At 65.9% G+C, this 18,559-nt stretch carries 25 protein-coding genes; 9 read left to right on the top strand and 16 right to left on the bottom strand.

Annotated features, from left to right (window positions below; translation table 11 throughout):
- Positions 1-6: 6 nt before the first annotated feature.
- Positions 7-687: a folate-binding protein gene (locus tag KAY22_RS03430; protein WP_296620033.1), complete on the bottom strand. Its 681-nt coding sequence runs from the start codon at positions 685-687 to the stop codon at positions 7-9.
- A gap of 103 nt (positions 688-790) precedes the next feature.
- Here KAY22_RS03430 and KAY22_RS03435 point away from each other — a divergent pair, with 103 nt between their 5' ends.
- On the top strand, positions 791-2,113 hold the full coding sequence (locus KAY22_RS03435; protein ID WP_296620036.1) for a dihydroorotase: 1,323 nt from the start codon (positions 791-793) through the stop codon (positions 2,111-2,113).
- Between the two features lie 220 nt (positions 2,114-2,333).
- Positions 2,334-2,828 carry a CHAP domain-containing protein gene (locus KAY22_RS03440; protein ID WP_296620039.1) on the top strand — a complete coding sequence of 165 codons (495 nt, stop codon included), beginning with the start codon at positions 2,334-2,336 and terminating at the stop codon, positions 2,826-2,828.
- 40 nt (positions 2,829-2,868) lie between these two features.
- Here KAY22_RS03440 and KAY22_RS03445 read toward each other — a convergent pair whose 3' ends face one another.
- Positions 2,869-3,540 (bottom strand): HAD-IB family hydrolase, encoded by a 672-nt coding sequence (locus KAY22_RS03445; RefSeq protein ID WP_296620042.1) that lies wholly within the window; start codon positions 3,538-3,540, stop codon positions 2,869-2,871.
- Between the two features lie 104 nt (positions 3,541-3,644).
- Here KAY22_RS03445 and KAY22_RS03450 point away from each other — a divergent pair, with 104 nt between their 5' ends.
- From KAY22_RS03450 to KAY22_RS03465, 4 genes are read left to right on the top strand one after another with little or no spacing between them, the layout of a single operon-like run.
- Positions 3,645-4,742 carry an MlaE family lipid ABC transporter permease subunit gene (locus KAY22_RS03450; protein ID WP_296620044.1) on the top strand — a complete coding sequence of 366 codons (1,098 nt, stop codon included), beginning with the start codon at positions 3,645-3,647 and terminating at the stop codon, positions 4,740-4,742.
- Positions 4,742-5,560: an ABC transporter ATP-binding protein gene (locus tag KAY22_RS03455; protein WP_296620047.1), complete on the top strand. Its 819-nt coding sequence runs from the start codon at positions 4,742-4,744 to the stop codon at positions 5,558-5,560. Before KAY22_RS03450 ends, KAY22_RS03455 begins: the two co-directional genes overlap by 1 nt.
- A gap of 7 nt (positions 5,561-5,567) precedes the next feature.
- The gene (locus tag KAY22_RS03460) at positions 5,568-6,515 is read left to right on the top strand and encodes an MlaD family protein (RefSeq protein ID WP_296620050.1); all 948 of its coding nucleotides are present in this window, start codon (positions 5,568-5,570) and stop codon (positions 6,513-6,515) included.
- A gap of 4 nt (positions 6,516-6,519) precedes the next feature.
- Complete coding sequence (locus tag KAY22_RS03465) at positions 6,520-7,107, top strand: ABC-type transport auxiliary lipoprotein family protein (RefSeq protein WP_296620053.1); 588 nt, start codon at positions 6,520-6,522, stop codon at positions 7,105-7,107.
- Positions 7,108-7,125: 18 nt separating this feature from the next.
- Here the strand turns inward: KAY22_RS03465 and KAY22_RS03470 are convergent, their stop codons facing one another.
- The 8 genes from KAY22_RS03470 to KAY22_RS03505 all read right to left on the bottom strand — a co-directional run bounded on the left by KAY22_RS03470 (position 7,126) and on the right by KAY22_RS03505 (position 9,990).
- A complete protein-coding gene (locus tag KAY22_RS03470) occupies positions 7,126-7,371 on the bottom strand; it encodes a hypothetical protein (protein ID WP_296620056.1) in 246 nt (81 codons plus the stop codon).
- A 22-nt stretch (positions 7,372-7,393) separates the two neighbouring features.
- Positions 7,394-7,642, bottom strand: coding sequence for a hypothetical protein (locus KAY22_RS03475; protein ID WP_296620058.1), 249 nt, complete (start codon positions 7,640-7,642; stop codon positions 7,394-7,396).
- A gap of 23 nt (positions 7,643-7,665) precedes the next feature.
- Positions 7,666-7,923: a hypothetical protein gene (locus KAY22_RS03480; protein WP_296620059.1), complete on the bottom strand. Its 258-nt coding sequence runs from the start codon at positions 7,921-7,923 to the stop codon at positions 7,666-7,668.
- An 8-nt stretch (positions 7,924-7,931) separates the two neighbouring features.
- On the bottom strand, positions 7,932-8,234 hold the full coding sequence (locus tag KAY22_RS03485; protein WP_296620061.1) for a hypothetical protein: 303 nt from the start codon (positions 8,232-8,234) through the stop codon (positions 7,932-7,934).
- A 160-nt stretch (positions 8,235-8,394) separates the two neighbouring features.
- Positions 8,395-8,778 (bottom strand): envelope stress response membrane protein PspC, encoded by a 384-nt coding sequence (pspC, locus tag KAY22_RS03490; RefSeq protein WP_296620063.1) that lies wholly within the window; start codon positions 8,776-8,778, stop codon positions 8,395-8,397.
- Positions 8,779-8,817: 39 nt separating this feature from the next.
- Entirely contained in the window at positions 8,818-9,084 is a 267-nt protein-coding gene (gene pspB / locus KAY22_RS03495; protein ID WP_296620066.1) for an envelope stress response membrane protein PspB, read from the bottom strand.
- Positions 9,085-9,088: 4 nt separating this feature from the next.
- The gene (gene pspA / locus KAY22_RS03500; RefSeq protein ID WP_296620068.1) at positions 9,089-9,760 is read right to left on the bottom strand and encodes a phage shock protein PspA; all 672 of its coding nucleotides are present in this window, start codon (positions 9,758-9,760) and stop codon (positions 9,089-9,091) included.
- 83 nt (positions 9,761-9,843) lie between these two features.
- On the bottom strand, positions 9,844-9,990 hold the full coding sequence (locus KAY22_RS03505; RefSeq protein WP_296620070.1) for a hypothetical protein: 147 nt from the start codon (positions 9,988-9,990) through the stop codon (positions 9,844-9,846).
- Between the two features lie 170 nt (positions 9,991-10,160).
- Between KAY22_RS03505 and pspF the strand changes: the two genes are divergently transcribed.
- Positions 10,161-11,216, top strand: a complete 1,056-nt coding sequence (pspF, locus tag KAY22_RS03510) for a phage shock protein operon transcriptional activator (protein ID WP_296620072.1) — start codon at positions 10,161-10,163, stop codon at positions 11,214-11,216.
- On the top strand, positions 11,213-11,953 hold the full coding sequence (locus KAY22_RS03515; protein ID WP_296620074.1) for a hypothetical protein: 741 nt from the start codon (positions 11,213-11,215) through the stop codon (positions 11,951-11,953). The genes pspF and KAY22_RS03515 overlap by 4 nt, the downstream gene beginning before the upstream one ends.
- A 56-nt stretch (positions 11,954-12,009) precedes the next feature.
- On the opposite strand, the gene KAY22_RS03520 is transcribed toward KAY22_RS03515, so the two are convergent.
- Positions 12,010-12,576: a urate hydroxylase PuuD gene (locus KAY22_RS03520; RefSeq protein WP_296620077.1), complete on the bottom strand. Its 567-nt coding sequence runs from the start codon at positions 12,574-12,576 to the stop codon at positions 12,010-12,012.
- 236 nt (positions 12,577-12,812) lie between these two features.
- Between KAY22_RS03520 and KAY22_RS03525 the strand changes: the two genes are divergently transcribed.
- Positions 12,813-13,442 carry a superoxide dismutase gene (locus tag KAY22_RS03525; RefSeq protein WP_296620079.1) on the top strand — a complete coding sequence of 210 codons (630 nt, stop codon included), beginning with the start codon at positions 12,813-12,815 and terminating at the stop codon, positions 13,440-13,442.
- A gap of 32 nt (positions 13,443-13,474) precedes the next feature.
- Here the strand turns inward: KAY22_RS03525 and KAY22_RS03530 are convergent, their stop codons facing one another.
- The 5 genes from KAY22_RS03530 to dapF form a co-directional block, all read right to left on the bottom strand.
- Positions 13,475-14,782, bottom strand: a complete 1,308-nt coding sequence (locus KAY22_RS03530; RefSeq protein WP_296620081.1) for a methyl-accepting chemotaxis protein — start codon at positions 14,780-14,782, stop codon at positions 13,475-13,477.
- A gap of 108 nt (positions 14,783-14,890) precedes the next feature.
- Positions 14,891-15,505, bottom strand: coding sequence for a septation protein A (locus KAY22_RS03535; protein WP_296620083.1), 615 nt, complete (start codon positions 15,503-15,505; stop codon positions 14,891-14,893).
- Positions 15,502-16,437, bottom strand: a complete 936-nt coding sequence (gene ftsY / locus KAY22_RS03540) for a signal recognition particle-docking protein FtsY (protein WP_296620085.1) — start codon at positions 16,435-16,437, stop codon at positions 15,502-15,504. Before ftsY ends, KAY22_RS03535 begins: the two co-directional genes overlap by 4 nt.
- Positions 16,434-17,681: a tRNA (N(6)-L-threonylcarbamoyladenosine(37)-C(2))-methylthiotransferase MtaB gene (gene mtaB, locus KAY22_RS03545; RefSeq protein ID WP_296620087.1), complete on the bottom strand. Its 1,248-nt coding sequence runs from the start codon at positions 17,679-17,681 to the stop codon at positions 16,434-16,436. Before mtaB ends, ftsY begins: the two co-directional genes overlap by 4 nt.
- Positions 17,681-18,496 (bottom strand): diaminopimelate epimerase, encoded by an 816-nt coding sequence (dapF, locus tag KAY22_RS03550; RefSeq protein ID WP_296620090.1) that lies wholly within the window; start codon positions 18,494-18,496, stop codon positions 17,681-17,683. The genes mtaB and dapF overlap by 1 nt, the downstream gene beginning before the upstream one ends.
- Positions 18,497-18,559 lie beyond the last annotated feature (63 nt).

Here is an 18,559-nt window from a genome sequence, read left to right on the forward strand (position 1 = left end):
TAATCCTCAGGCGCTCTGGCCCGCCTCGACCGTCATCCAGACGGGTATGAGGGCAGGGTCGAGCCCATCCATCTGGCGGCGCTCGACGCTGCCGTCGGGCAGCACGACGAGCCGGCGGTTGACCTTGTTCCGCCAGTTCATCCGCGCGGTATTTTCCTGGCCGACATAGCAGCCCTTGGTGAAGCTCACCCCATTGAGCAGATCGGCATTGCATTCGAGCCACAGCGTCTTGTCGGAGCCGAGCTCGGCCACGCCTTCCGCGACGCCCAGTGCCTTGCGATGCGCGTGCCAGCCCTGCGCCGCGCCGTCGGCAGGCGCGAGCCAGCGGCGGCCGAGCGCAGCCAGCCGGGGATCGGCTACGCCCTCCGTTCCCGTCGGCGACCAGTGAACCGCCAGCGTCTCGTCGCGTGCAATCGTGATCGGCTTGCGCAGACGGTAGAGCGTCAACCGCCGGACCAGCGCCTCCGCCTGCTCCGCCTCGCAGTCGATCAGCAGATCCTCTTCGGCACCCGCCGGATCGGCCCAGACGATGAAGTCGAACAGCGCCTTGCCCTGCGGCGTCAGCAGGCCGGCCCAGACCGGCAGCGGGCCGGCGACGTCGTTGGTGACGAGGCCCTGGAGAAAGTCGCGAACGCCCAGTCCGGAAAGACGGATCACGGCGCGGTCGATGAGGGTGGTATCGGACATGCGCAGAAGGTAGGAGCATCTCCGCCGGAAGTTAACCCGTGCCGACGCGGAGAGAGTGCCGATCGCGACACCGCCTCCGACGGCGCAACGATGGTGGCTGCACATGACCTATGACCTGATCCTCAAGAACGGAACGGTATGGACCGTCGGTGGGCCGATCGCGGCCGACGTCGGCGTGAAGGACGGCCGCATTGCGGGCATCGGCGTGACGGGCGATGCAGGCGAGACGATCGACTGCGCCGGGCTCGACGTGCTGCCGGGCGTGATCGACAGCCAAGTCCACTTCCGCGAGCCCGGTCTGGAGACGAAGGAAGATCTGGAGAGCGGCAGCCGCTCGGCGGTTCTCGGCGGGGTCACCGCCGTGTTCGAGATGCCGAACACCAAGCCAAACACCGATTCGGCCGAAGCCGTCGCCGACAAGCTCGCCCGCGCTCACCACCGCATGTGGTGCGACCATGCCTTCTATGTCGGCGCCACGACGGCCAATGCCGAAGCGCTCGCCGAGCTGGAGCGCCTGCCAGGCACCGCGGGGGTCAAGATCTTCATGGGCTCGTCGACCGGCAGCCTGCTCGTCGCCGAGGACGAGCATCTGGCGCGCGTGCTCCGCTCGGGCAGCCGCCGGGTCGCGATCCATGCCGAAGACGAGCAGCGCATGATCGCGCGCGAAGGCGAGCGGGTCGAAGGCGACCCGTCGAGCCACCCGGTGTGGCGCGACGACGAAAGCGCCATCCTCGCGACGCGCCGCATCCTGCGCATCGCGCGCGAGACCGGCCGGCGCATCCACATCCTGCACATCACCACGCCCGACGAACTGGCGCTGATTGCGCAGAACAAGGACATCGCGACTTGCGAGGTGACCCCGCAGCACCTGACGCTGGCCGGCGAGGAGGCCTATCCGCGCCTCGGCACCTATGCGCAGATGAACCCGCCGATCCGCTCGGGCGCGCATCGCGACGGGCTGTGGCACTATCTGCGCCAGGGCGTGCCCGACGTGCTGGGATCGGACCATGCGCCGCACACGATCGAGGAAAAGGCCCGAACCTATCCCGCCACGCCGAGCGGCATGCCCGGCGTGCAGACGCTGCTGCCGCTGATGCTCAACCATGTCGCCGAGGGACGCCTCACGCTCCAGCATCTGATCGAGCTGACCTCGGCCGGACCGCAGCGCGTGTTCGGCTTGCGCAACAAGGGACGCATAGCGCTCGGCTATGACGCTGATTTCACCATCGTCGACCTGAAAGCGCGCTGGACGATCGAGGAAAGCTGGCTGGCCTCGCGCTGCGGCTGGTCGCCTTTCACCGGTATGGCACTGACCGGCAAGCCGCTGGGCACGATCATCCGCGGCCATCGCGTGATGTGGGAGGGCAGCTTAGCCGCTTCGGCAATCGGGGAGCCCGTCCGTTTCGCCAGCGTGCCACTGGCCTGATCGGACGATTCGCAAGGTGCCGCTACGGCACGCTTGCGGCCGATCGTTGCGCTGCCGTGCTACTGCCTGTGGATAAGATGCAGGTCACCGCTCGACGCAAACGACTCGCCGAATATGAGCGCGGGCTGAACCGTGATGGTCTTTCCTAACGCCGTCTGTGCTGCCAGTCACAGGCTACGGGACGGGTTGGGGAATCCAAATGACCAGAACGATGCGCGCAATGATTGGTTCCATGCTGCTTGCCTGCATGGTGATCGCGCCGACCGCTGCTCAGGCCCAGACCATCCAGTGCGCGCCCTTTGCCCGCATGTTCTCCGGCATTCAGCTGTTCGGCGCGGCCGCCAGCTGGTGGAACCAGGCGGTCGGCAAATATCTGCGCGGATCGACTCCGCAGACCGGCGCTGTCATGGTGTTCAAGGCGATCGGTTCGATGCGCTCGGGCCACGTCGCCACGGTGACGAAGGTCGTGAGCGACCGCGTGATCAAGATCACCCACGCCAACTGGTCGGTCATCAACGGCCGCCGCGGTCAGGTCGAGCGCGACGTGACCGTCGTCGACGCCTCGCCGTCCAACGACTGGAGCCAGGTCAAGGTCTGGTTCGCACCGATCGGCAAGGTCGGCAACACCGCCTATCCGGTCAACGGCTTCATCTACAAGGACGGCGCCAAGTCGACCGCCGCCGCCGTCCAGGCCGTGCAGGGCGCCGAAGGCTGACCCTCTTCCCGGCGCCTAAGCGCCGGTAGGATTGCCCGTCTCAATTCCAGTCGACGATCGTCCAGCCGCGACGGCGCGCTTCTTCGCGCAGCCCGGCATGGGGGTTGGACGCGATCGCCTCGTCCGCCCATTCGAGCACCGGCACGTCGGAGATGTGATCCGAATAGAAGCGGATGCGGCATGCCTCGCGATCGAGCTTCTGCAGCCCCATCCACGCCTGGATCATCCGCAGCTTGGCCGGGCCATAGCAATTTTCGCCATCGACCTTGTGGCTGACATAATCGTCGATGCCCTTGATCGCACCTGTTGCGATGACGTCGTCCATGCCCAGCCGGCGGGCGATCGGGTCGACCCAGATGCGCGAAGAGGCCGTCGCCAACACCAGCCGGCGACCGGCGGCGCGGTTCTCGGCGAGACTCTCCAATGCACCGGCCCGGACATTGTGTTTCAGGATATGGTCGGCGAAGCTCTCCGCGATCGGCGTCAGCCGGTCGGCATGGATGCGACGCCCGATCAGCATGGCCTGATTGAGTTCCTTGACCCGCTTGCGCTCGATCAGCTTGCACACATAAGCCAGCATTACCCCGGCAGCGAAGGGGACGAAGACGAGGCGCCAGGGCGCCAGCCGCATCGCCGCATGGATCATGAAGGGGGTGAAGGTTCCGGTCCGGGTGATCGTCCGGTCCATGTCGTAGATCGCAAGTTCGGTCATCGGGACGCCCTATAGGCAAATATCGGCAAGGAACAAATCGCCGGGCGGCTCATTTCATTACGGATGCTTGCCGATCTCCGGTCTTTGCGCCACTCCTGGATCCGATGAACGCTCCCGCCGATTTTCAGTTCGATCAGGGCACCTTGCGCTTTTCCGGTGAGCTGACGCTCGCGCGGATCGGGGATCTGTCGCGCCGGCTGTCGGCGCTCGACGCCAGCCCCGAAGAGATCGACCTCAAGGATGTCGACCGGATGGACACGGTCGGAGCCTGGCTCGTCCATAGGATCGTGCGGCGCTGCGACGCGCGCGTCATCGGCGCCGATGACGAGGTCTGCCAACTGCTCGAGCAGCTCGCCGCCGCCGACAAACCGCTCAAGATCCGGCCGGACTCGAGCCCCCCGTTCGTCCGCGTGCTGCGCGAGATCGGCGATGCGGTCTATGCGTCTTTCGACTCGCTGCGTGGCCTGGTCGGCTTCTTCGGCGCGACGATGATCGGCCTGTGGAGCCTGATCACGCATCCGCGCAGCTTCCGCTACAACGCCATGGCTCGACAGTTCGAGGTGGTCGGCGTCAAGGCGCTGGCGATCGTGGGGCTGATGAGCTTCCTGATCGGCATCGTCATCGCCCAGCAGGGGGCGGTGCAGCTCCGCCAGTTCGGCGCGGAGGTGTTCGCGGTCAATCTGATCGGCCGCATAACTCTGCGCGAACTCGGCGTTCTGATGACTGCGATCATGGTCGCGGGCCGGTCGGGCAGCGCCTTCGCCGCTCAACTCGGTTCGATGAAGCTCGCCGAGGAGATCGACGCGATGCGGACGATCGGCGTTTCTCCGATGGAAGCGCTGATCCTGCCGCGAGTGCTCTCGACCGTCATCCTCATGCCGCTGCTCGGTTTCTATGCTGCGGTCGTCGCGATCATCGGCGGCGGCATTTTCTGCTGGATCGACCTCGACATACCGCCGGTCACCTTCATCCAGCGCATCCGCGAGGTGGTGCCAATGACCGACCTTTGGGTCGGCCTGATCAAGGCACCGGTGTTCGGCCTGCTGATCGCCATGTGCGGCTGCTATCAGGGCATGCAGGTGAAGGGCAATGCGGAAGAAGTCGGCCTGCGTACGACCGCTTCCGTGGTGCAGGCCATCTTCCTCGTGATCGTCCTCGACGCGGTGTTCGCCGTGTTCTTCAGCTCGATCGGGTGGATCTGATGGCGCGGCTGAACGTCCATGACGGCGATACCGTCATCCGGGTGCAGGGCCTTCGTAACGCCTTTGCCGACCAGGTCGTCCATGATGGCCTCGATCTCGACGTCCGGCGCGGCGAGATCCTCGGCGTGGTCGGCGGATCGGGCACCGGCAAATCGGTGCTGATGCGCTCGATCATCGGCTTGCAACGCCCCGAAACCGGAACGGTCGAGGTGTTCGGCGAGCCGATGATCGATCGGGACGAGAGCGAGGCCAAGCAGGTTCGCAGCCGTTGGGGCGTGCTGTTCCAGGGCGGTGCGCTGTTCTCGACACTGACCGTGGCGGAGAATGTCCAGGTTCCGATCCGCGAATATTATCCGCGGCTCGATCCGGTGCTGCTCGACGAGATCGCCGCCTATAAGGTCGCCATGTCCGGCCTGCCGGCCGAAGCGGGGCCCAAATATCCGTCCGAACTGTCGGGCGGCATGAAGAAGCGCGCAGGCCTCGCGCGGGCGCTGGCTCTCGACCCGCAATTGCTGTTCCTCGACGAGCCGACGGCCGGGCTCGACCCGATCGGCGCCGCCGCTTTCGATGAACTGATCCGGTCGCTGCAGAAGACGCTGGGTCTGACCGTCTTCCTGATCACCCACGACCTCGACACGCTGCACGCGATCTGCGACCGCGTCGCGGTGCTGGCGGACAAGCGCGTGATCGCGGTTGGAACGATCCCGGAACTATTGGCGTTGGACCATCCGTGGATTCAGGAATATTTCAACGGCCCGCGTGGGCGAGTGGCGGCCGATGCCGCCGAACGGGCGGCTGCGAAGGGCGCCGGGGAATGAGGGACTGATGGAAACCCGGTCTAATCATGTGCTCGTCGGCGGGGTCGTTCTGGCCCTGCTTGTCGCTTTGCTGGCGTTCATCGTCTGGCTCGCCGGGTTCAACACCGTCAGCATCCAGCGTTACGACATCTTCTTCAAGACCTCGGTCGACGGGCTTGCCAAGGGGTCGCCGGTCAATTTCTCGGGCGTGCCTGTGGGCAAGGTCGAAGAAATCAAGCTGATGCCCGAGAGCCCCGAATTCGTCCGCGTACGCATTGCCGTCGAGAAGGACTCGCCGATCCTCCAGGGCACGACCGCCACGATCGCGGGTGTCGGGTTCACGGGCGTGAGCCAGGTCAATCTGGACGGCGCGGTCAAGAACGCCCCGCCGATCACCGAGGCAGGGCCTTATGGCGTGCCGGTCATCCCGACCAAGCCGGGTGCGTTGGGCGAGTTGCTCAATTCCGCGCCTGAACTTCTCCAGCGCATCTCGACGCTTACCGCGCGTCTGACCGAACTGCTCAACGACAAGAACCAGAAGTCGATCACCGGCATCCTCGCCAATGTCGACCGGCTGTCGGGCGATCTGGCCGATCGCGGCCCGGAAATCGCGGCCGCCGTCGTTCAGCTCAAGACCACGATGGAGCAGGCGGGCCTCGCTGCCGAACGCGTCGGCGAACTCGCGCAGACCACCAATGGCGTGGTCCAGACCGATGTGCGTCCGGCGATGGCCAATCTGAACAAGGCGACCGCGTCCGCCCAGCACACGCTGGAGACGCTCGATGCCGCGATCACCGATGCACGGCCGGGCATCAAGGCCTTCTCGTCGGAGACGGTGCCGCAGATCAACCAGCTGGTGCGGAACATCGCCGAGATGTCCGACTCGCTGAACGCCATTTCGTCGAAGCTCGATCGGGGCGGTGCCGGCGCCGTGCTGGGCGGATCGAAGCTTCCCGACTATAAGCCGAGGGATTGAGGCCATGCTGCGCCGTTCGCTGATCGCCGTTTCTTCCGCCATTCTTCTGTCGGGCTGCGTCAGCCTGGGCGAGGACCCGCCCGAGCGGCTGATGGGTCTGACCGCGCAGGCGACGGTTCCGGCCGGCACCGCCAAAGTCGCGCGCGATACGCAGGCCGTCAGCGTCGCGATGCCCGCTTTGCCGTCCCAGCTACGCAATCAGCGGATCGCCGTACAGACGGGGATGACCTTCGCCTATCTGCCCAAGGTCGCCTGGGTCGATACGCCAGGTGCGCTGTTCCGCTCGGTTCTCGCCGAAACGATCGAGGCGAAGACCGGTCGCTTCGTGCCGGATCATCGCAATGCCTCGATCACGCCGGACAACCGCCTGGGCGGAACGCTGATCGCCTTCCAGCTGCTCGGCGGACAGGGTCAGGTGCTCGTCACCTATGACGCAACGCTGGCGCGGGCAGGCAGCGACGAAGTGAAGACCCGCAGGTTCGAGGCGCGTGTGCCGGTGGTGGGCGAGGATGCCGCCAGCGTCACGGCGGGCCTCAATCAGGCCGCCAATCAGGTGGCGGCGGAGGTAGCGGACTGGATCGGTCAGGGCTGAGCCCGGCCGCCCATCAGATCAGAGATCGACGCCGGAGGCGATCGCCTCGAGCTTGCGGATACGCTCCTTGAGATCGGCGAGTTCGATGCGGGCGGCGGGCGATGGGCCGATAGCCGGTTCGCTGGTCCCCGGCATACGCCGTTCAAGGCGCAGTCTTTCCAGTTCCAGCCAGCCGCGCCAGCCCGACAGGGCGGTAAAGGCGACGACACCCAGGCCGATCAGCCCTGCCCCGCTCACGGTGAGCCAGAAGGTAGAGTCTATCATGGTCCCGTTCCTTCCTTGAGGATCAGTCTGCCCGGCGCAGAGCCTCGATCTCGCGATCGAGCGCCATGCCGCGGTCATTCTCGGTTGCGATGCGCTCGAGGACGGCTACCCGCTCCTTCAGCGTCCGGATTTCGTCGCGCAGCCGCTGGGCGTCGCCATCGTCGGGCTTGGCCCAGGTTTCACCCTTGCGGGTAACGCCATATTTGGCGCGAAAGATGCTGGCGATGGCGGTGATCGCGACGATCAGCACGACCATTTCAAAGGGGTTCATCCTGCTTCTCCTTGCGGATGCAATCAGTTGAGCGGCTGGTCGCGCAGGCGATCGATCTCCACGGCGAGGTCGGTCGAACGGTCGGTCAGGATCCGTTCGAGCACCGCGACGCGCTGTTCGAGCCGTTCGGTCTTCGCCGCATATTGGGCGGCCTTTTCGGCCGCTTCGGTGGAGATCGCCTTGATCTGCTTCTTCCGCAGCGACATCCATTCGGTGGCGACCCAGCCGAGGATGGCGATGATCGGAACGCTGGCGATCATGAAGTAGAAGAGATTAGCCATGGGAAACCTCAGTTCGCGGGGCCACGCAGCGCGTTGATTTCCTGGTCGAGCCGAAAGCTGCTGTCGGTCACGATCCGTTCGACGGTGGCAAGGCGCTCCTTGATGGCGGACAGCTCCGCCCGGAGCTGCGCATTCTCGCCGGAGAGCAGCTTTACCCGCTCCATCGTCTCGTCGCTGGTGCGCGGATAAACGGCCTTGCCCCAGCTGTTTTCGAGCGGATAGCCATGTTTGACCCTGAGCCAGGTCGTCACGATCCAGCCAACGACACCGAGGACGGCGACGATCGTCGCACCCGGCACCAATACTGACATCGGAATATCCATTGTTCTTCCCCTAACCCGACAGCCATCGCTGTTTACAGGACTGTCGGTTTTACCGTTCGACGAACATCATTCCCGGTTCGACGAACGTCATGATGTTGACGGTGCCGCGCCTCGACTGCCTTGGCGTTCGGGCGCGACATGGCGGAGCTCAGCGGAGCGCGTCGATCTCGCGGGCCAGCGCCGAATTATGGCTGGTGACATGGGTCTCGACGTCCGCGATGCGGCGGTCGATGTCGCGGAAGCGGGCACGGACGTCGCGGACCGAGGCGCCGGGGCGGGCCCGTACGGTCTGCCAGAACTTCTGCTCCTCGCGGTCGCCTTCGTAGAATTCGCGCGGCTTGTCGTCGACCAGCCAGTTGACCAGCAGATAGGCGACCAGCGTCCAGGGGAAGCCCCCGAGCAGGGTCAGCAGAACGGTGCCGACGCGGACCAGCGTGACGTCGATCCCGGTATAGTCGGCAAGCCCGGCGCAGACGCCCAGCCATTTGCGGTTACGCTTGTCGACGTAGAATTTGGTGCGGCGAGCGGACATTTCGAACCTTCCCTTCCTGTTGTGTCGGCGTCCTCGCGATCAATGGTCGCGGCGCCAATCGTCCTGGCCACGCTCTGCCATCTGGCGCGGCCGCCAGCTGGGGTCCTGGCTGTCCAGGATCCGCTCCAGCGTGGCGACCCGATCGTCCAGGCGACGGGCCATTTCGTGCATGTCGTCGAGAAGCTTCTCGTCCTCGACCGTCAGCCCGCCATTCTTCTTCCACTGGGTGACATAGTGGAAGACGAGCCAGGGCAGGCCCAGAAAGAGGATGCCGACGACCCCGATCGGGACGAGAATATCTTCCATCGCCTCAGGCCCCCTTGTTCTGCGCCTTGGCCTTCAGCGCGGCCAGCTCGGCATCGACCTTGTCGGACGACCGCAGCTCGGCGATCTCCTCCTCGAGCGACTTGGGCGCAGCGCCCATGCCCGCCGCTTCGGCGCGGCCCTCGGCATAGTCGACCCGGCGCTCGAGCAGTTCGAAACGCGAGAAAGCCTCGTCGATCTTCGGACCGGCATACATTTCCCGCATGCGGGCGCGGTTGTTCGCCGATTCGAGGCGGGTGACGATGCTGTTCTGGCGGGCCCGCGCCTCGCGCAGCTTGCCCTGCAGCTTCGCGATGTCGGCTTCGGAAGCCTTCAGCGATTCGTCGAGCAGGTCGATCTCTTCCTGCAGCTGGCCCGCCAGATCGGCGGCCTTCTGCTTTTCGACCAGCGCGGCCTTGGCCAGGTCCTCGCGATCCTTGGACAGCGCCAGTTCGGCCTTTTCCAGCCAGTTGGCCTGGACGGTTTCCAGCTTGGCGATCTGGCGGCGCAGTTCCTTCTGGTCGGCGATCGTCCGCGCGGCCGAGGCACGCACCTCGACGAGGGTCTCTTCCATTTCGAGGATGATCATGCGGATCATCTTCGCGGGGTCCTCGGCCTTGTCGAGAAGGTCGGTGACGTTGGCGGCGATGATGTCGCGAGTTCGGGAGAAAATCCCCATCTGTCAGGCTCCTTGATTACGCTCGATACTCGCTTGGCGGGTCCGCCGGGCAGTCTACCCCGTCCGGCGGCGGACACCATGCGTTAACGGAGGGTGCCTTCCTGCTGGAAGGCGGCGGGGCCGACATGCGCAGGGGCAACTGCCCCGAGGACGCAGATCAGCGAGAGAAGCGCGGCGCCTACGGCCGAGACCGTGATGCGCTGCAGGTCGATGGTGTCGAGACCGAACATTGTCCTGTTTCCCTGTCGTTCCGGTTCCGGCGGTGCCGGTATGTCTCATGCAATGCAGAAGCCGTGCCAAATCGGAAAATGTTAGAATCTCAAGGAGATAGTGAGATTCGGCGACTCAGCCGGACAATTGGCTATTGCCAAGTCTTGGGATTTTACGCCAACCATGGGCGATGGAACGCGAAGCCCAGTTCATCGGCCAGTCGCTGGCCTTCCTCGACTCGGTCGAGCGGGCCAGTCGCGCCGCTTCGCTCAACCGGCCGGTGCTCGTCATCGGCGAACGCGGCACCGGCAAGGAACTGGTCGCGGAGCGGCTCCACCGCCTGTCGCAGCGCTGGGACGGACCGCTCGTCACCCTGAACTGCGCCGCGCTGCCAGAGACGCTGATCGAGGCAGAACTGTTCGGCCATGAGGCCGGCGCCTTCACGGGTGCGACCAAGGCGCGTGCGGGGCGATTCGAGGAAGCGCATGGCGGCACGCTCTTCCTCGACGAACTCGCGACATTGTCGATGGGCGCGCAGGAGCGGCTGCTGCGCGCGGTGGAATATGGCGAGGTAACGCGGATCGGCGCGTCGCGGCCCGTACGGGTCGACGTGCGGATCGTTGCCGCGACCAACGAACATCTGCCCGACCTCGTCGAGCGCGGACGCTTCCGCGCCGACTTGCTCGATCGCCTGTCGTTCGAAGTGATCACCCTGCCGCCGCTCCGAGTGCGCGAAGGCGACGTGCAGGTCCTCGCCGATCATTTCGGGAGGCGGATGGCGTCCGAACTGGGCTGGCCGCACTGGCCCGGCTTTTCGGCGGGCGCGAGCATCACGCTGATCGAGCATCCCTGGCCCGGCAATGTCCGCGAGCTGCGCAACGTCGTCGAGCGCGCCGTCTACCGCTGGGACGATCCAGAGCGGCCGATCGACGACATTCAGTTCGACCCGTTCGAGAGCCCTTGGCGTCCGGCGACGGCGTCACCCCCGCCCGCCGCAACATCGTCGGCCGTCACGGCTTCTCCCGAGAAGGCCAGCCCGGCAGCCCCGCAGGCCTCGGCGCCCGCGCCGACGAGCAGCTGCGACGACTTCCGCACGGCGGTCCTGACCTATGAGAAAATGCTGCTCGAAGATGCTCTGCGTCGCTGTCGCTTCAACCAGCGTGCGACCGCACTCGCGCTGAAGCTGAGCTACGACCAGCTGCGCCACGCACTGCGGCGTCACGACCTGCTCGACCGGCAGGCATGAGCCTGGCCGATCGCCTCTTCGCGACCTTCGACCGCCTCTATGTGATCAATCTCGCCGCACGCGACGACCGCCGCCGTGAAATGGCGGAGGAACTCGCGCGCCTCGGCCTGGGTTTCGACCATCCCCGCGTGCACCTGTTCGATGCCGTCCGGCCCGAATCCGCGGGCCCCTTTCGAAGCATCGGCGCACATGGCGCCTTTCTGAGCCAGCTTGGCCTGCTGACCGAAGCGCGCAAGGACGGGCTGCGATCGATCCTGATGCTGGAGGACGATTGCGACTTCGTCGCGAGCGCGCAGGAGCGGTTGCCCGAGTTGCTCGACCGGCTCGATAGCGGGGGGGTCGGTCTCTTCTATGGGGGCTATGAACTGCCCGAAGGCGACGCGGGCTTTGACCTCACAGGGCCGGACCTCGCCCGGGTTCCGCCGGCGCTGACGATCAGGCTTGCCCATTGCCTGGGTTTCGGACCGGCTGCGATCGAAGCATTGCCCGACTTTCTGGGGGCGATGCTGACACGCCCCGCCGGGAGCCCGGATGGTGGCCCGATGGATGTCGATGGCGCCTATAACTGGTTCCGTCGCGCCTGTCCGGATTACCCGACCTATCTCGCCATCCCGCCGATCGCCTATCAGCGCCCGTCGCGTACCGACATATCGGCGACGGGACCGCTCGACCGCTTGCCCGGGCCGTTGCGCCGGGTTGCGCGCGGCGCGCGGCGCGCCTGGCAGAGACGCCGCTGAATCAAAAGGGCCGGAGGATCGCTCCCCCGGCCCCTTGTTCCGTGCGGACGATGATCTCAGCCGAAATTGGCGTTGGTCATCGCATAGAGCATCGGGATCGAGAGCAGCGTGTTGGTGCGCGAGAAGATCATCGCGGTCTTGGCAGCGGCCGCCTTGGTGTCGGCGTCGGCCTCGACGATGCCCAGCGCCTTCTTCTGCGCCGGCCAGATCAGGAACCACACGTTGAACGCCATGATCAGCGCCAGCCACATGCCGATGCCGATCAGGCGATAATCGGGCGCGAAGGTCAGCGCGGCGACCAGGTAGCCGGTGACATGCGCCACCGACAGGCCGGTGACGACGGTGAGGAGGGCGCCATAACGGAAGAAGAACAGGGCCTTGGGAGCGATGTACTTGGAAACGCCGGGCTTCAACTCGGCCGGCACCGACGGCATCGTCGGAATCTGGACGAAGTTGAAATAATAGAGAAGGCCGATCCACAGGATGCCGAAGAACACGTGCAGCCAGCGCAGCACATAATTGGCGAGCAGCGACGGATCCGGATGCACATAGGCGATCAGAGCGATCGCGGCGGCCAGGCCGACGGCCAGCACCAGATGGAGATTGGCGAAAAATTTATCCATGGAGTTCCCCTGCATCTTGCGTCCGCACCCTTGGCATTGCGGATCGCTTCCCGGACACAGTTTAGAAATTCGTTCCGCTTTTGTCACACATTATGATGGGCCCGCGATGCCGTTCGGGGGTGGCTGCGATGCCGCGTCGCCGGAACGCCACGGCAGATCGCTTTTCAGTGGACCTTCCCACCCCCCAAATCGTTGAGGAGCCGTATTTTTCCATCCACAGGCTCATGGAGTTTCCAATGGCGTTCTCGCTTCCTCCCCTTCCGTTCGACCGCACGGCTCTGGAGCCAATATTGTCGGCCGAAAGTTTCGACTATCATCATGGCAAGCATCACCAGGCCTATGTGGACAAGGTCAATGGCTGGCTCGATGAAAAGGGCCTCAACGGCAAGTCGCTGGTCGAAATCGTCAAGCTGGCCAAGGACATGGGCGACAAGCCGCTGTCGAACAACGCCGGCCAGATCTGGAACCATAATTTCTTCTGGCAGTGCCTGGCCCCCGAGGGCTCGACCAAGCCGTCGGACAAGCTGGCGAAGATGATCGAAGCGAGCTTCGGCAGCCAGGAGGAGCTGGTGAAGAAGCTGTCCGCTGAAGCGGTCGGCCATTTCGGCAGTGGCTGGGCCTGGCTCGCGCTCGCAGGCGACAAGCTGGTGATCATCTCGCTCCACGATGGCGAGACGCCCCTCACCCACAGCGATCTCAAGCCGCTGCTGACGCTCGATGTGTGGGAGCATGCCTATTATATCGACTATCGCAATGCGCGGCCGAAGTTCGCCGAGTCCGTGCTCGGCAAGGTCGTGAACTGGGACTTCGTCTCGCGCAATGTCGAGGGCGACGCTGTCGCGGCAGCCGATCTTCCCGCCGCCTGAGGTCCGGGGCGCCCCCTTCCCGGGAGGGGGCGCTACGCCTCTTCGATCTCGTCCAGAAAACGCCCCAATCTCTGCCGCAGCCGGGCGGCGCCATCGGTCAACGATCGGGCGATCCCGGAAATCTGTTCGGCACCCGATGCCGCATCGGCCGCGCTGCCGCTGATCTCCGAGGCCTGGGTGCGGATACGCTCATTGGCTCCTGCGGCATCCCGCACATTGGCGCTGACCGCCTCGCCCACCAGCCGATTGCGCTCGACTGCCGCATCTACGGTGGCGGACAGATCGTCGAGCGCCGCGATGGCAGCCTCGATCCCGGCCTGTCCTGCGGCAACGCTGCCGACCCCGCTGCGCACGCTGTCGATCCGGGCCGCGATCAGGCCCACCGAATCCCGCGTCTGGCGGGCGAGCGCCTTCACCTCTGACGCGACGATGGCGAAGCCCCGGCCAGCTTCGCCGGCGCGTGCCGCCTCGATCGTCGCGTTGAGCGCGAGCAGGTTGATCCGGCGGGCAACGGCATCGATCGTCTCGACCACCGCCCCGATCTCGTCGGTCGTCTGACCTAGCTGGCGCGCACGGCGGCCGCCTTCCTCGATCATGCCCGCGACGTGCAGAGTCGACGCGCGCGCCGCCGCCATCTCGCTGCTCAACTGGCTGAGTGCCGCGACAAGCTCCCTGCCCTGTTCGGCAACAACCCCGACATTGTCGGCTGCCTGGCCGGCAGCCGCCATTACTGACAGGCCCTTGGCGCCCACATCGCGCGCGCGCGCGCCCATGCGGCCTGCGCTTTCCTCAAGCGCCGACGACGCCCCGATCATGTCGCCTGACAAGGCCGCCGCCTCCGCGCGCATCGCGCTGGACGCCTCTCCGATGCGGCGCAGTCTCGCAGCCCGCCGCGAAGCCAGCGCCGCCTCCCGGTCAGCAGCCAGCCTGAGCAAGGTACGCCCGCTGAGCGCTCCGACGAAGCGGGTGTCGCGCGTGAGGAGAATGGCATCATGCCCGTCGCCCTGTGAGACGAGCGCGAAGAGTTCACCGAGCGGCGCGTCGGCCTCGGCCACCGGCACCGCGCTGACGAAGCCGTCGAGGCGACGATAAAGACTGTGGTTGCAGAGCAGGGCATGGCCAAAGGGGTTGAGCAGGAGCCTGCGCACATCGCGCTCGAGCACCGCCCCGAGCGGCCGGCCCTCGCCATCCACCACGGGAAGCGCCTCCAGGTCCGGACAATCGCGGAAACAGGCGATCACGTCACGGACGCCGGCATCCGCCCCGACCGATCGGGTGATCATCGCCGAGCGCAGACTCTCGTCCACCCTCGCGGGCATGATCGCCATATCGAAGCTCATCGACGCCTCCTCCGCCCCAACTCCTAGGCGGCGCTGGTAAACGGAAGGTAAGCCCAGCGTTACAGTTCGATGAAACTTATATGAAATACAGAGGCTTAGAAGAAGGACTCAACCTTGGGGCGGCAACGCCGCATCCTCGGCCGTCTCGCTGTTCAGCCCGTGCCGCATCAGCATCGGCACATTCGCGATGGCGAACAGGATCGTCGCGGGGAGCGCCCCCCACAGCTTATAGCCGAGCCAGAATTCCATGCTGGTCGACCGCCATACGAGCTCGTTCGCTACCGCCATGGCCACGAAGAAGATCGCCCAGTTGCGCGTGAGCTTGGTCCAGCCGAGGTCGGTGAGACCCGGATAGGCCTGGCCGAGGACGAGCTTGAGCGTCGGCCGGTCGGTGTAGAGGCCGAAGCCGAGAATGCCGGCGACCATCAGATAATAGACGGTCGGCTTCATCTTGATGAAGGTCGCGTCGTGCAGCCACACGGTCAGGCCACCGAAGACCGCGACCATCACGCCCGAGAAGAGCAGCATCGGCGAGATGCGGCGCGTCCTTATCCACGACGCCGCGATGGCGACGAAGGTAGCCCCCATGAAGATCGCAGTCGCCCGAACAACGTCCTTGGTCAGCCACCACGCCGACAGATAGACGACCAGCGGCCCCAGATCGATCAGCAGCTTGAGGCCCGAGCCGGCCTCGCGCTCGGGCGCAGACGTCGCCCCGCTCATTTCGCGATCCTCTCGAGGCCCGCAATGGCGCGCGCCACCTCGCCCGGATCGAAGGGCTTGAGGTCATCGATCGACTCGCCGAGACCGATCGCATGGACCGGCAGACCGTAACGCTCGGCCGCCGCGACCAGCACGCCGCCACGCGCCGTTCCGTCGAGCTTGGTCATAACCAGGCCGGTGACCCCGGCGGCTTCCTTGAAGATCTCGATCTGGCTCAGCGCATTCTGACCCGTCGTCGCATCGAGCACGAGCAGCACGTCATGCGGCGCGGCGGGGTTGAGCCGGCCGAGAACGCGCCGGATCTTGCCGAGTTCGTCCATCAGGCCGGTCTTGTTCTGCAGCCGGCCGGCGGTGTCGACGATCAGCACGTCGATGCCCTTCTCGGTCCCCTGCTTGACGCCCTCGAAGACCAGGCTGGCAGCGTCGCCGCCTTCTTGCCCGCTGATGATCGGAATACCGATGCGGTCGGCCCAGACCTTCAACTGTCCGATCGCTGCCGCGCGAAAGGTGTCGCCGGCGACAAGCATCACCGCATAGTCCTGTTCCTGCAGCCAGTGCGCCAGCTTGGCGATCGTCGTGGTCTTGCCCGATCCGTTGACCCCGATCACCAGGATCACCTGCGGACGCGGAAAAGCCTCGATCTCCAGCGGCTTGGCGGCAGGCGCCAAAACCTTTTCGATCTCCTGCGCGACGATCTCGCGCAGACGACGCTCGTCGAGACCCTTCTCGAACATTTCGCCGGCCAGCCGCTCGCGGATGCGCCGCGAGGTCGCCGGGCCGAGGTCGGACGCAATCAGCGCCTCCTCGATCTCGTCGAGCGTGGCGTCGTCGAGCGCGGCCTTGCCGAACAGGCCGGTCAGATTTTCGCCCAGCCGGTCGGAAGTCTTCCGGAACCCCCCGAACAGCTTTTCGTGCCAGCGCAATTCGCTCATTCGATCCTGCCTGTTAAGCCATGCTCGTCATGGCCGGTGATGGTTGCCTCGGCGATGCTCCCTACGCGCGGGATGGTGCCTTCGATCCGGACGCGGGCGAAATTGGGCGCATGGCCGACCCCGCCGCGCTCGACCAGCAGGCTTTGCTGCGTGCCGACGAGACTGGCGAGCCAGCGCCTTCGCCGCGCTTCGCCGCGCTCGCGCAAGGCCTCGGCACGGGCACGAACCACCGCGGGCGAAAGCTGCGGCATGCGCGCGGCCGGCGTGCCTGCGCGCGGCGAATAGGGAAAGACATGCGCGAAGACGATGTCGCAATCATCGATCAGGGCTGCGCTGTTGGCCGCCATCCCCTCGTCCTCGGTCGGGAAGCCGGCGATCAGGTCGGCGCCGATCGCGATCTCGGGCCGGGCGGCCTTGAGACGCTGGACCATCGCCACGGCATGCGCGCGGTCATGGCGGCGCTTCATCCGCTTGAGGATCATGTCGTCCCCGGCCTGCAACGACAGGTGCAGATGTGGCATGATCCGGCTCTCGCCGGTCAGCAGCGCGAACAGCCGGTCGTCGATCTCGACCGAGTCGAGCGACGACAGACGCAGGCGGCGCAGGCCGGGCACATGGGTCAGGATGCGTTCGACCAGTTGTCCCAGCGTAGGGCTGCCTGGCAGGTCGGGGCCATAGCTGGTCAGGTCGACACCCGTGAGCACGACCTCGGCATGGCCCTGGTCGACCAGCGCCCGGATTCGGTCGACCACCAGTCCGGCGGGAACGGAGCGGCTGTTTCCGCGCCCTTGCGGGATGGCGCAGAAGGTACAACGATGATCGCAGCCATTCTGGACCTCGACGAACGCGCGCGCATGGCCTGCAAAGGCGGAGGCCATATGCCCGGCAGTCTCGCGCAGTTCCATGATGTCGGAGACATGGATGTCCGCCACCGGCCCGCGTTCGAAGGCGAGCAGGTCGGGCCGCCCCTTCTCCGCATTGCCGATCACGCGCGCTACCTCGGGCATCGCGGCGAAGGTCGCCGGGTCGATCTGCGCGGCACAGCCGGTGACGACGATGCGCGCATCGGGGCGCCGGCGGGCCGCGCGACGGATCGCCTGGCGGGTGCGGGTGACGGCCTCGTTGGTGACGGCGCAGCTGTTGACGATGATCAGGTCGTCGTCGCCCGCCGCCGCCGCGCGCATCGCCTCGCTCTCGGCGATGTTGAGCCGACAGCCCAGGGTGATCAGCTCGGGGCCGCTCATCAGAGCGCTCCCATATCCGACCCGAGATCGAGCTCACCGGTAAAGACATGGGTGGCGGGACCGGTCATCCGCACCGGGCGACCCGGCGCCCAGTCGATGGTCAGCGGTCCGCCCGGCAGCGTCACCCGGACCGGCGAGTCGACGAGACCGGCGCGGATCGCCGCGACCGCCGTCGCACAGGCGCCGGTGCCGCAGGCATCGGTCAGACCCACGCCGCGCTCCCACACGCGCAGCCGGATATCGGAGCGGCTGTCGACGGTGGCGACGTTGACGTTGATCTTCGCCGGAAACAGCGGGTCGGTCTCGATCAGCGGGCCGAGCCGGTCCAGCGGCACCGCATCCGTCTCCTCCACGAAGAAGATAAGGTGCGGATTGCCGACATTCACCGCAGCAGGAGCCTCCAGCATTTCCCAGCCGACCGGCATTGTCCGCGTGTCCATCGCATAGGCCAGCGGTATCGCATCCCAGTCGAAGCGTGGCTCGACCAGGTCGACCGCAACCGCATCGCCATCCGCCTGCCCCTCGAGCATTCCGCCGAGCGTCTCCAGCCGCGCCGTCCCGCCCAGCAGGCTCACGACGCAGCGGGTCGCGTTGCCGCAGGCTTCGACCTCGCTGCCATCGGCGTTGAAGATGCGCATCCTGGCATCGGCGACGTCGGACGGTTCCAGCAGGATCAGCTGATCGCAGCCGACCCCGGTCTTGCGATCGGCGATCGCCCGGACGCGTCCGGAAGCGAGCTCGACCGCGCCGTCGCGCGCGTCGATCACGACGAAGTCGTTGCCCAGACCGTGCATCTTGTGAAAGCGAAGCTTCATGGCCCGCGCGGCTTAAGGTTTCAGGGCGACGAAGTCCACAGGCGGGCCCGTAGCTGCAGCGGG

The organism is Rhizorhabdus sp. (assembly GCF_018006725.1).
In the GTDB taxonomy this organism is placed as follows: domain Bacteria; phylum Pseudomonadota; class Alphaproteobacteria; order Sphingomonadales; family Sphingomonadaceae; genus Rhizorhabdus.

Bases quoted from the DNA above. Each gene is read 5' to 3' on its own strand.
- pspF (WP_296620072.1), top strand. From the start codon at position 10,161: ATGGAACGCGAAGCCCAGTTCATCGGCCAGTCGCTGGCCTTCCTCGAC.
- dapF (WP_296620090.1), bottom strand. From the start codon at position 18,496: ATGAAGCTTCGCTTTCACAAGATGCACGGTCTGGGCAACGACTTCGTC.
- KAY22_RS03445 (WP_296620042.1), bottom strand. From the start codon at position 3,540: ATGACCGAACTTGCGATCTACGACATGGACCGGACGATCACCCGGACC.
- KAY22_RS03475 (WP_296620058.1), bottom strand. From the start codon at position 7,642: ATGAACCCCTTTGAAATGGTCGTGCTGATCGTCGCGATCACCGCCATC.
- KAY22_RS03435 (WP_296620036.1), top strand. From the start codon at position 791: ATGACCTATGACCTGATCCTCAAGAACGGAACGGTATGGACCGTCGGT.
- KAY22_RS03430 (WP_296620033.1), bottom strand. From the start codon at position 687: ATGTCCGATACCACCCTCATCGACCGCGCCGTGATCCGTCTTTCCGGA.
- pspA (WP_296620068.1), bottom strand. From the start codon at position 9,760: ATGGGGATTTTCTCCCGAACTCGCGACATCATCGCCGCCAACGTCACC.
- KAY22_RS03455 (WP_296620047.1), top strand. From the start codon at position 4,742: ATGGCGCGGCTGAACGTCCATGACGGCGATACCGTCATCCGGGTGCAG.
- KAY22_RS03480 (WP_296620059.1), bottom strand. From the start codon at position 7,923: ATGGCTAATCTCTTCTACTTCATGATCGCCAGCGTTCCGATCATCGCC.
- KAY22_RS03530 (WP_296620081.1), bottom strand. From the start codon at position 14,782: ATGAGCTTCGATATGGCGATCATGCCCGCGAGGGTGGACGAGAGTCTG.
- KAY22_RS03465 (WP_296620053.1), top strand. From the start codon at position 6,520: ATGCTGCGCCGTTCGCTGATCGCCGTTTCTTCCGCCATTCTTCTGTCG.
- KAY22_RS03505 (WP_296620070.1), bottom strand. From the start codon at position 9,990: ATGTTCGGTCTCGACACCATCGACCTGCAGCGCATCACGGTCTCGGCC.
- KAY22_RS03520 (WP_296620077.1), bottom strand. From the start codon at position 12,576: ATGGATAAATTTTTCGCCAATCTCCATCTGGTGCTGGCCGTCGGCCTG.
- mtaB (WP_296620087.1), bottom strand. From the start codon at position 17,681: ATGAGCGGCCCCGAGCTGATCACCCTGGGCTGTCGGCTCAACATCGCC.
- KAY22_RS03440 (WP_296620039.1), top strand. From the start codon at position 2,334: ATGATTGGTTCCATGCTGCTTGCCTGCATGGTGATCGCGCCGACCGCT.
- ftsY (WP_296620085.1), bottom strand. From the start codon at position 16,437: ATGAGCGAATTGCGCTGGCACGAAAAGCTGTTCGGGGGGTTCCGGAAG.
- KAY22_RS03535 (WP_296620083.1), bottom strand. From the start codon at position 15,505: ATGAGCGGGGCGACGTCTGCGCCCGAGCGCGAGGCCGGCTCGGGCCTC.
- pspC (WP_296620063.1), bottom strand. From the start codon at position 8,778: ATGTCCGCTCGCCGCACCAAATTCTACGTCGACAAGCGTAACCGCAAA.
- KAY22_RS03515 (WP_296620074.1), top strand. From the start codon at position 11,213: ATGAGCCTGGCCGATCGCCTCTTCGCGACCTTCGACCGCCTCTATGTG.
- pspB (WP_296620066.1), bottom strand. From the start codon at position 9,084: ATGGAAGATATTCTCGTCCCGATCGGGGTCGTCGGCATCCTCTTTCTG.
- KAY22_RS03460 (WP_296620050.1), top strand. From the start codon at position 5,568: ATGGAAACCCGGTCTAATCATGTGCTCGTCGGCGGGGTCGTTCTGGCC.
- KAY22_RS03525 (WP_296620079.1), top strand. From the start codon at position 12,813: ATGGCGTTCTCGCTTCCTCCCCTTCCGTTCGACCGCACGGCTCTGGAG.
- KAY22_RS03470 (WP_296620056.1), bottom strand. From the start codon at position 7,371: ATGATAGACTCTACCTTCTGGCTCACCGTGAGCGGGGCAGGGCTGATC.
- KAY22_RS03485 (WP_296620061.1), bottom strand. From the start codon at position 8,234: ATGTCAGTATTGGTGCCGGGTGCGACGATCGTCGCCGTCCTCGGTGTC.
- KAY22_RS03450 (WP_296620044.1), top strand. From the start codon at position 3,645: ATGAACGCTCCCGCCGATTTTCAGTTCGATCAGGGCACCTTGCGCTTT.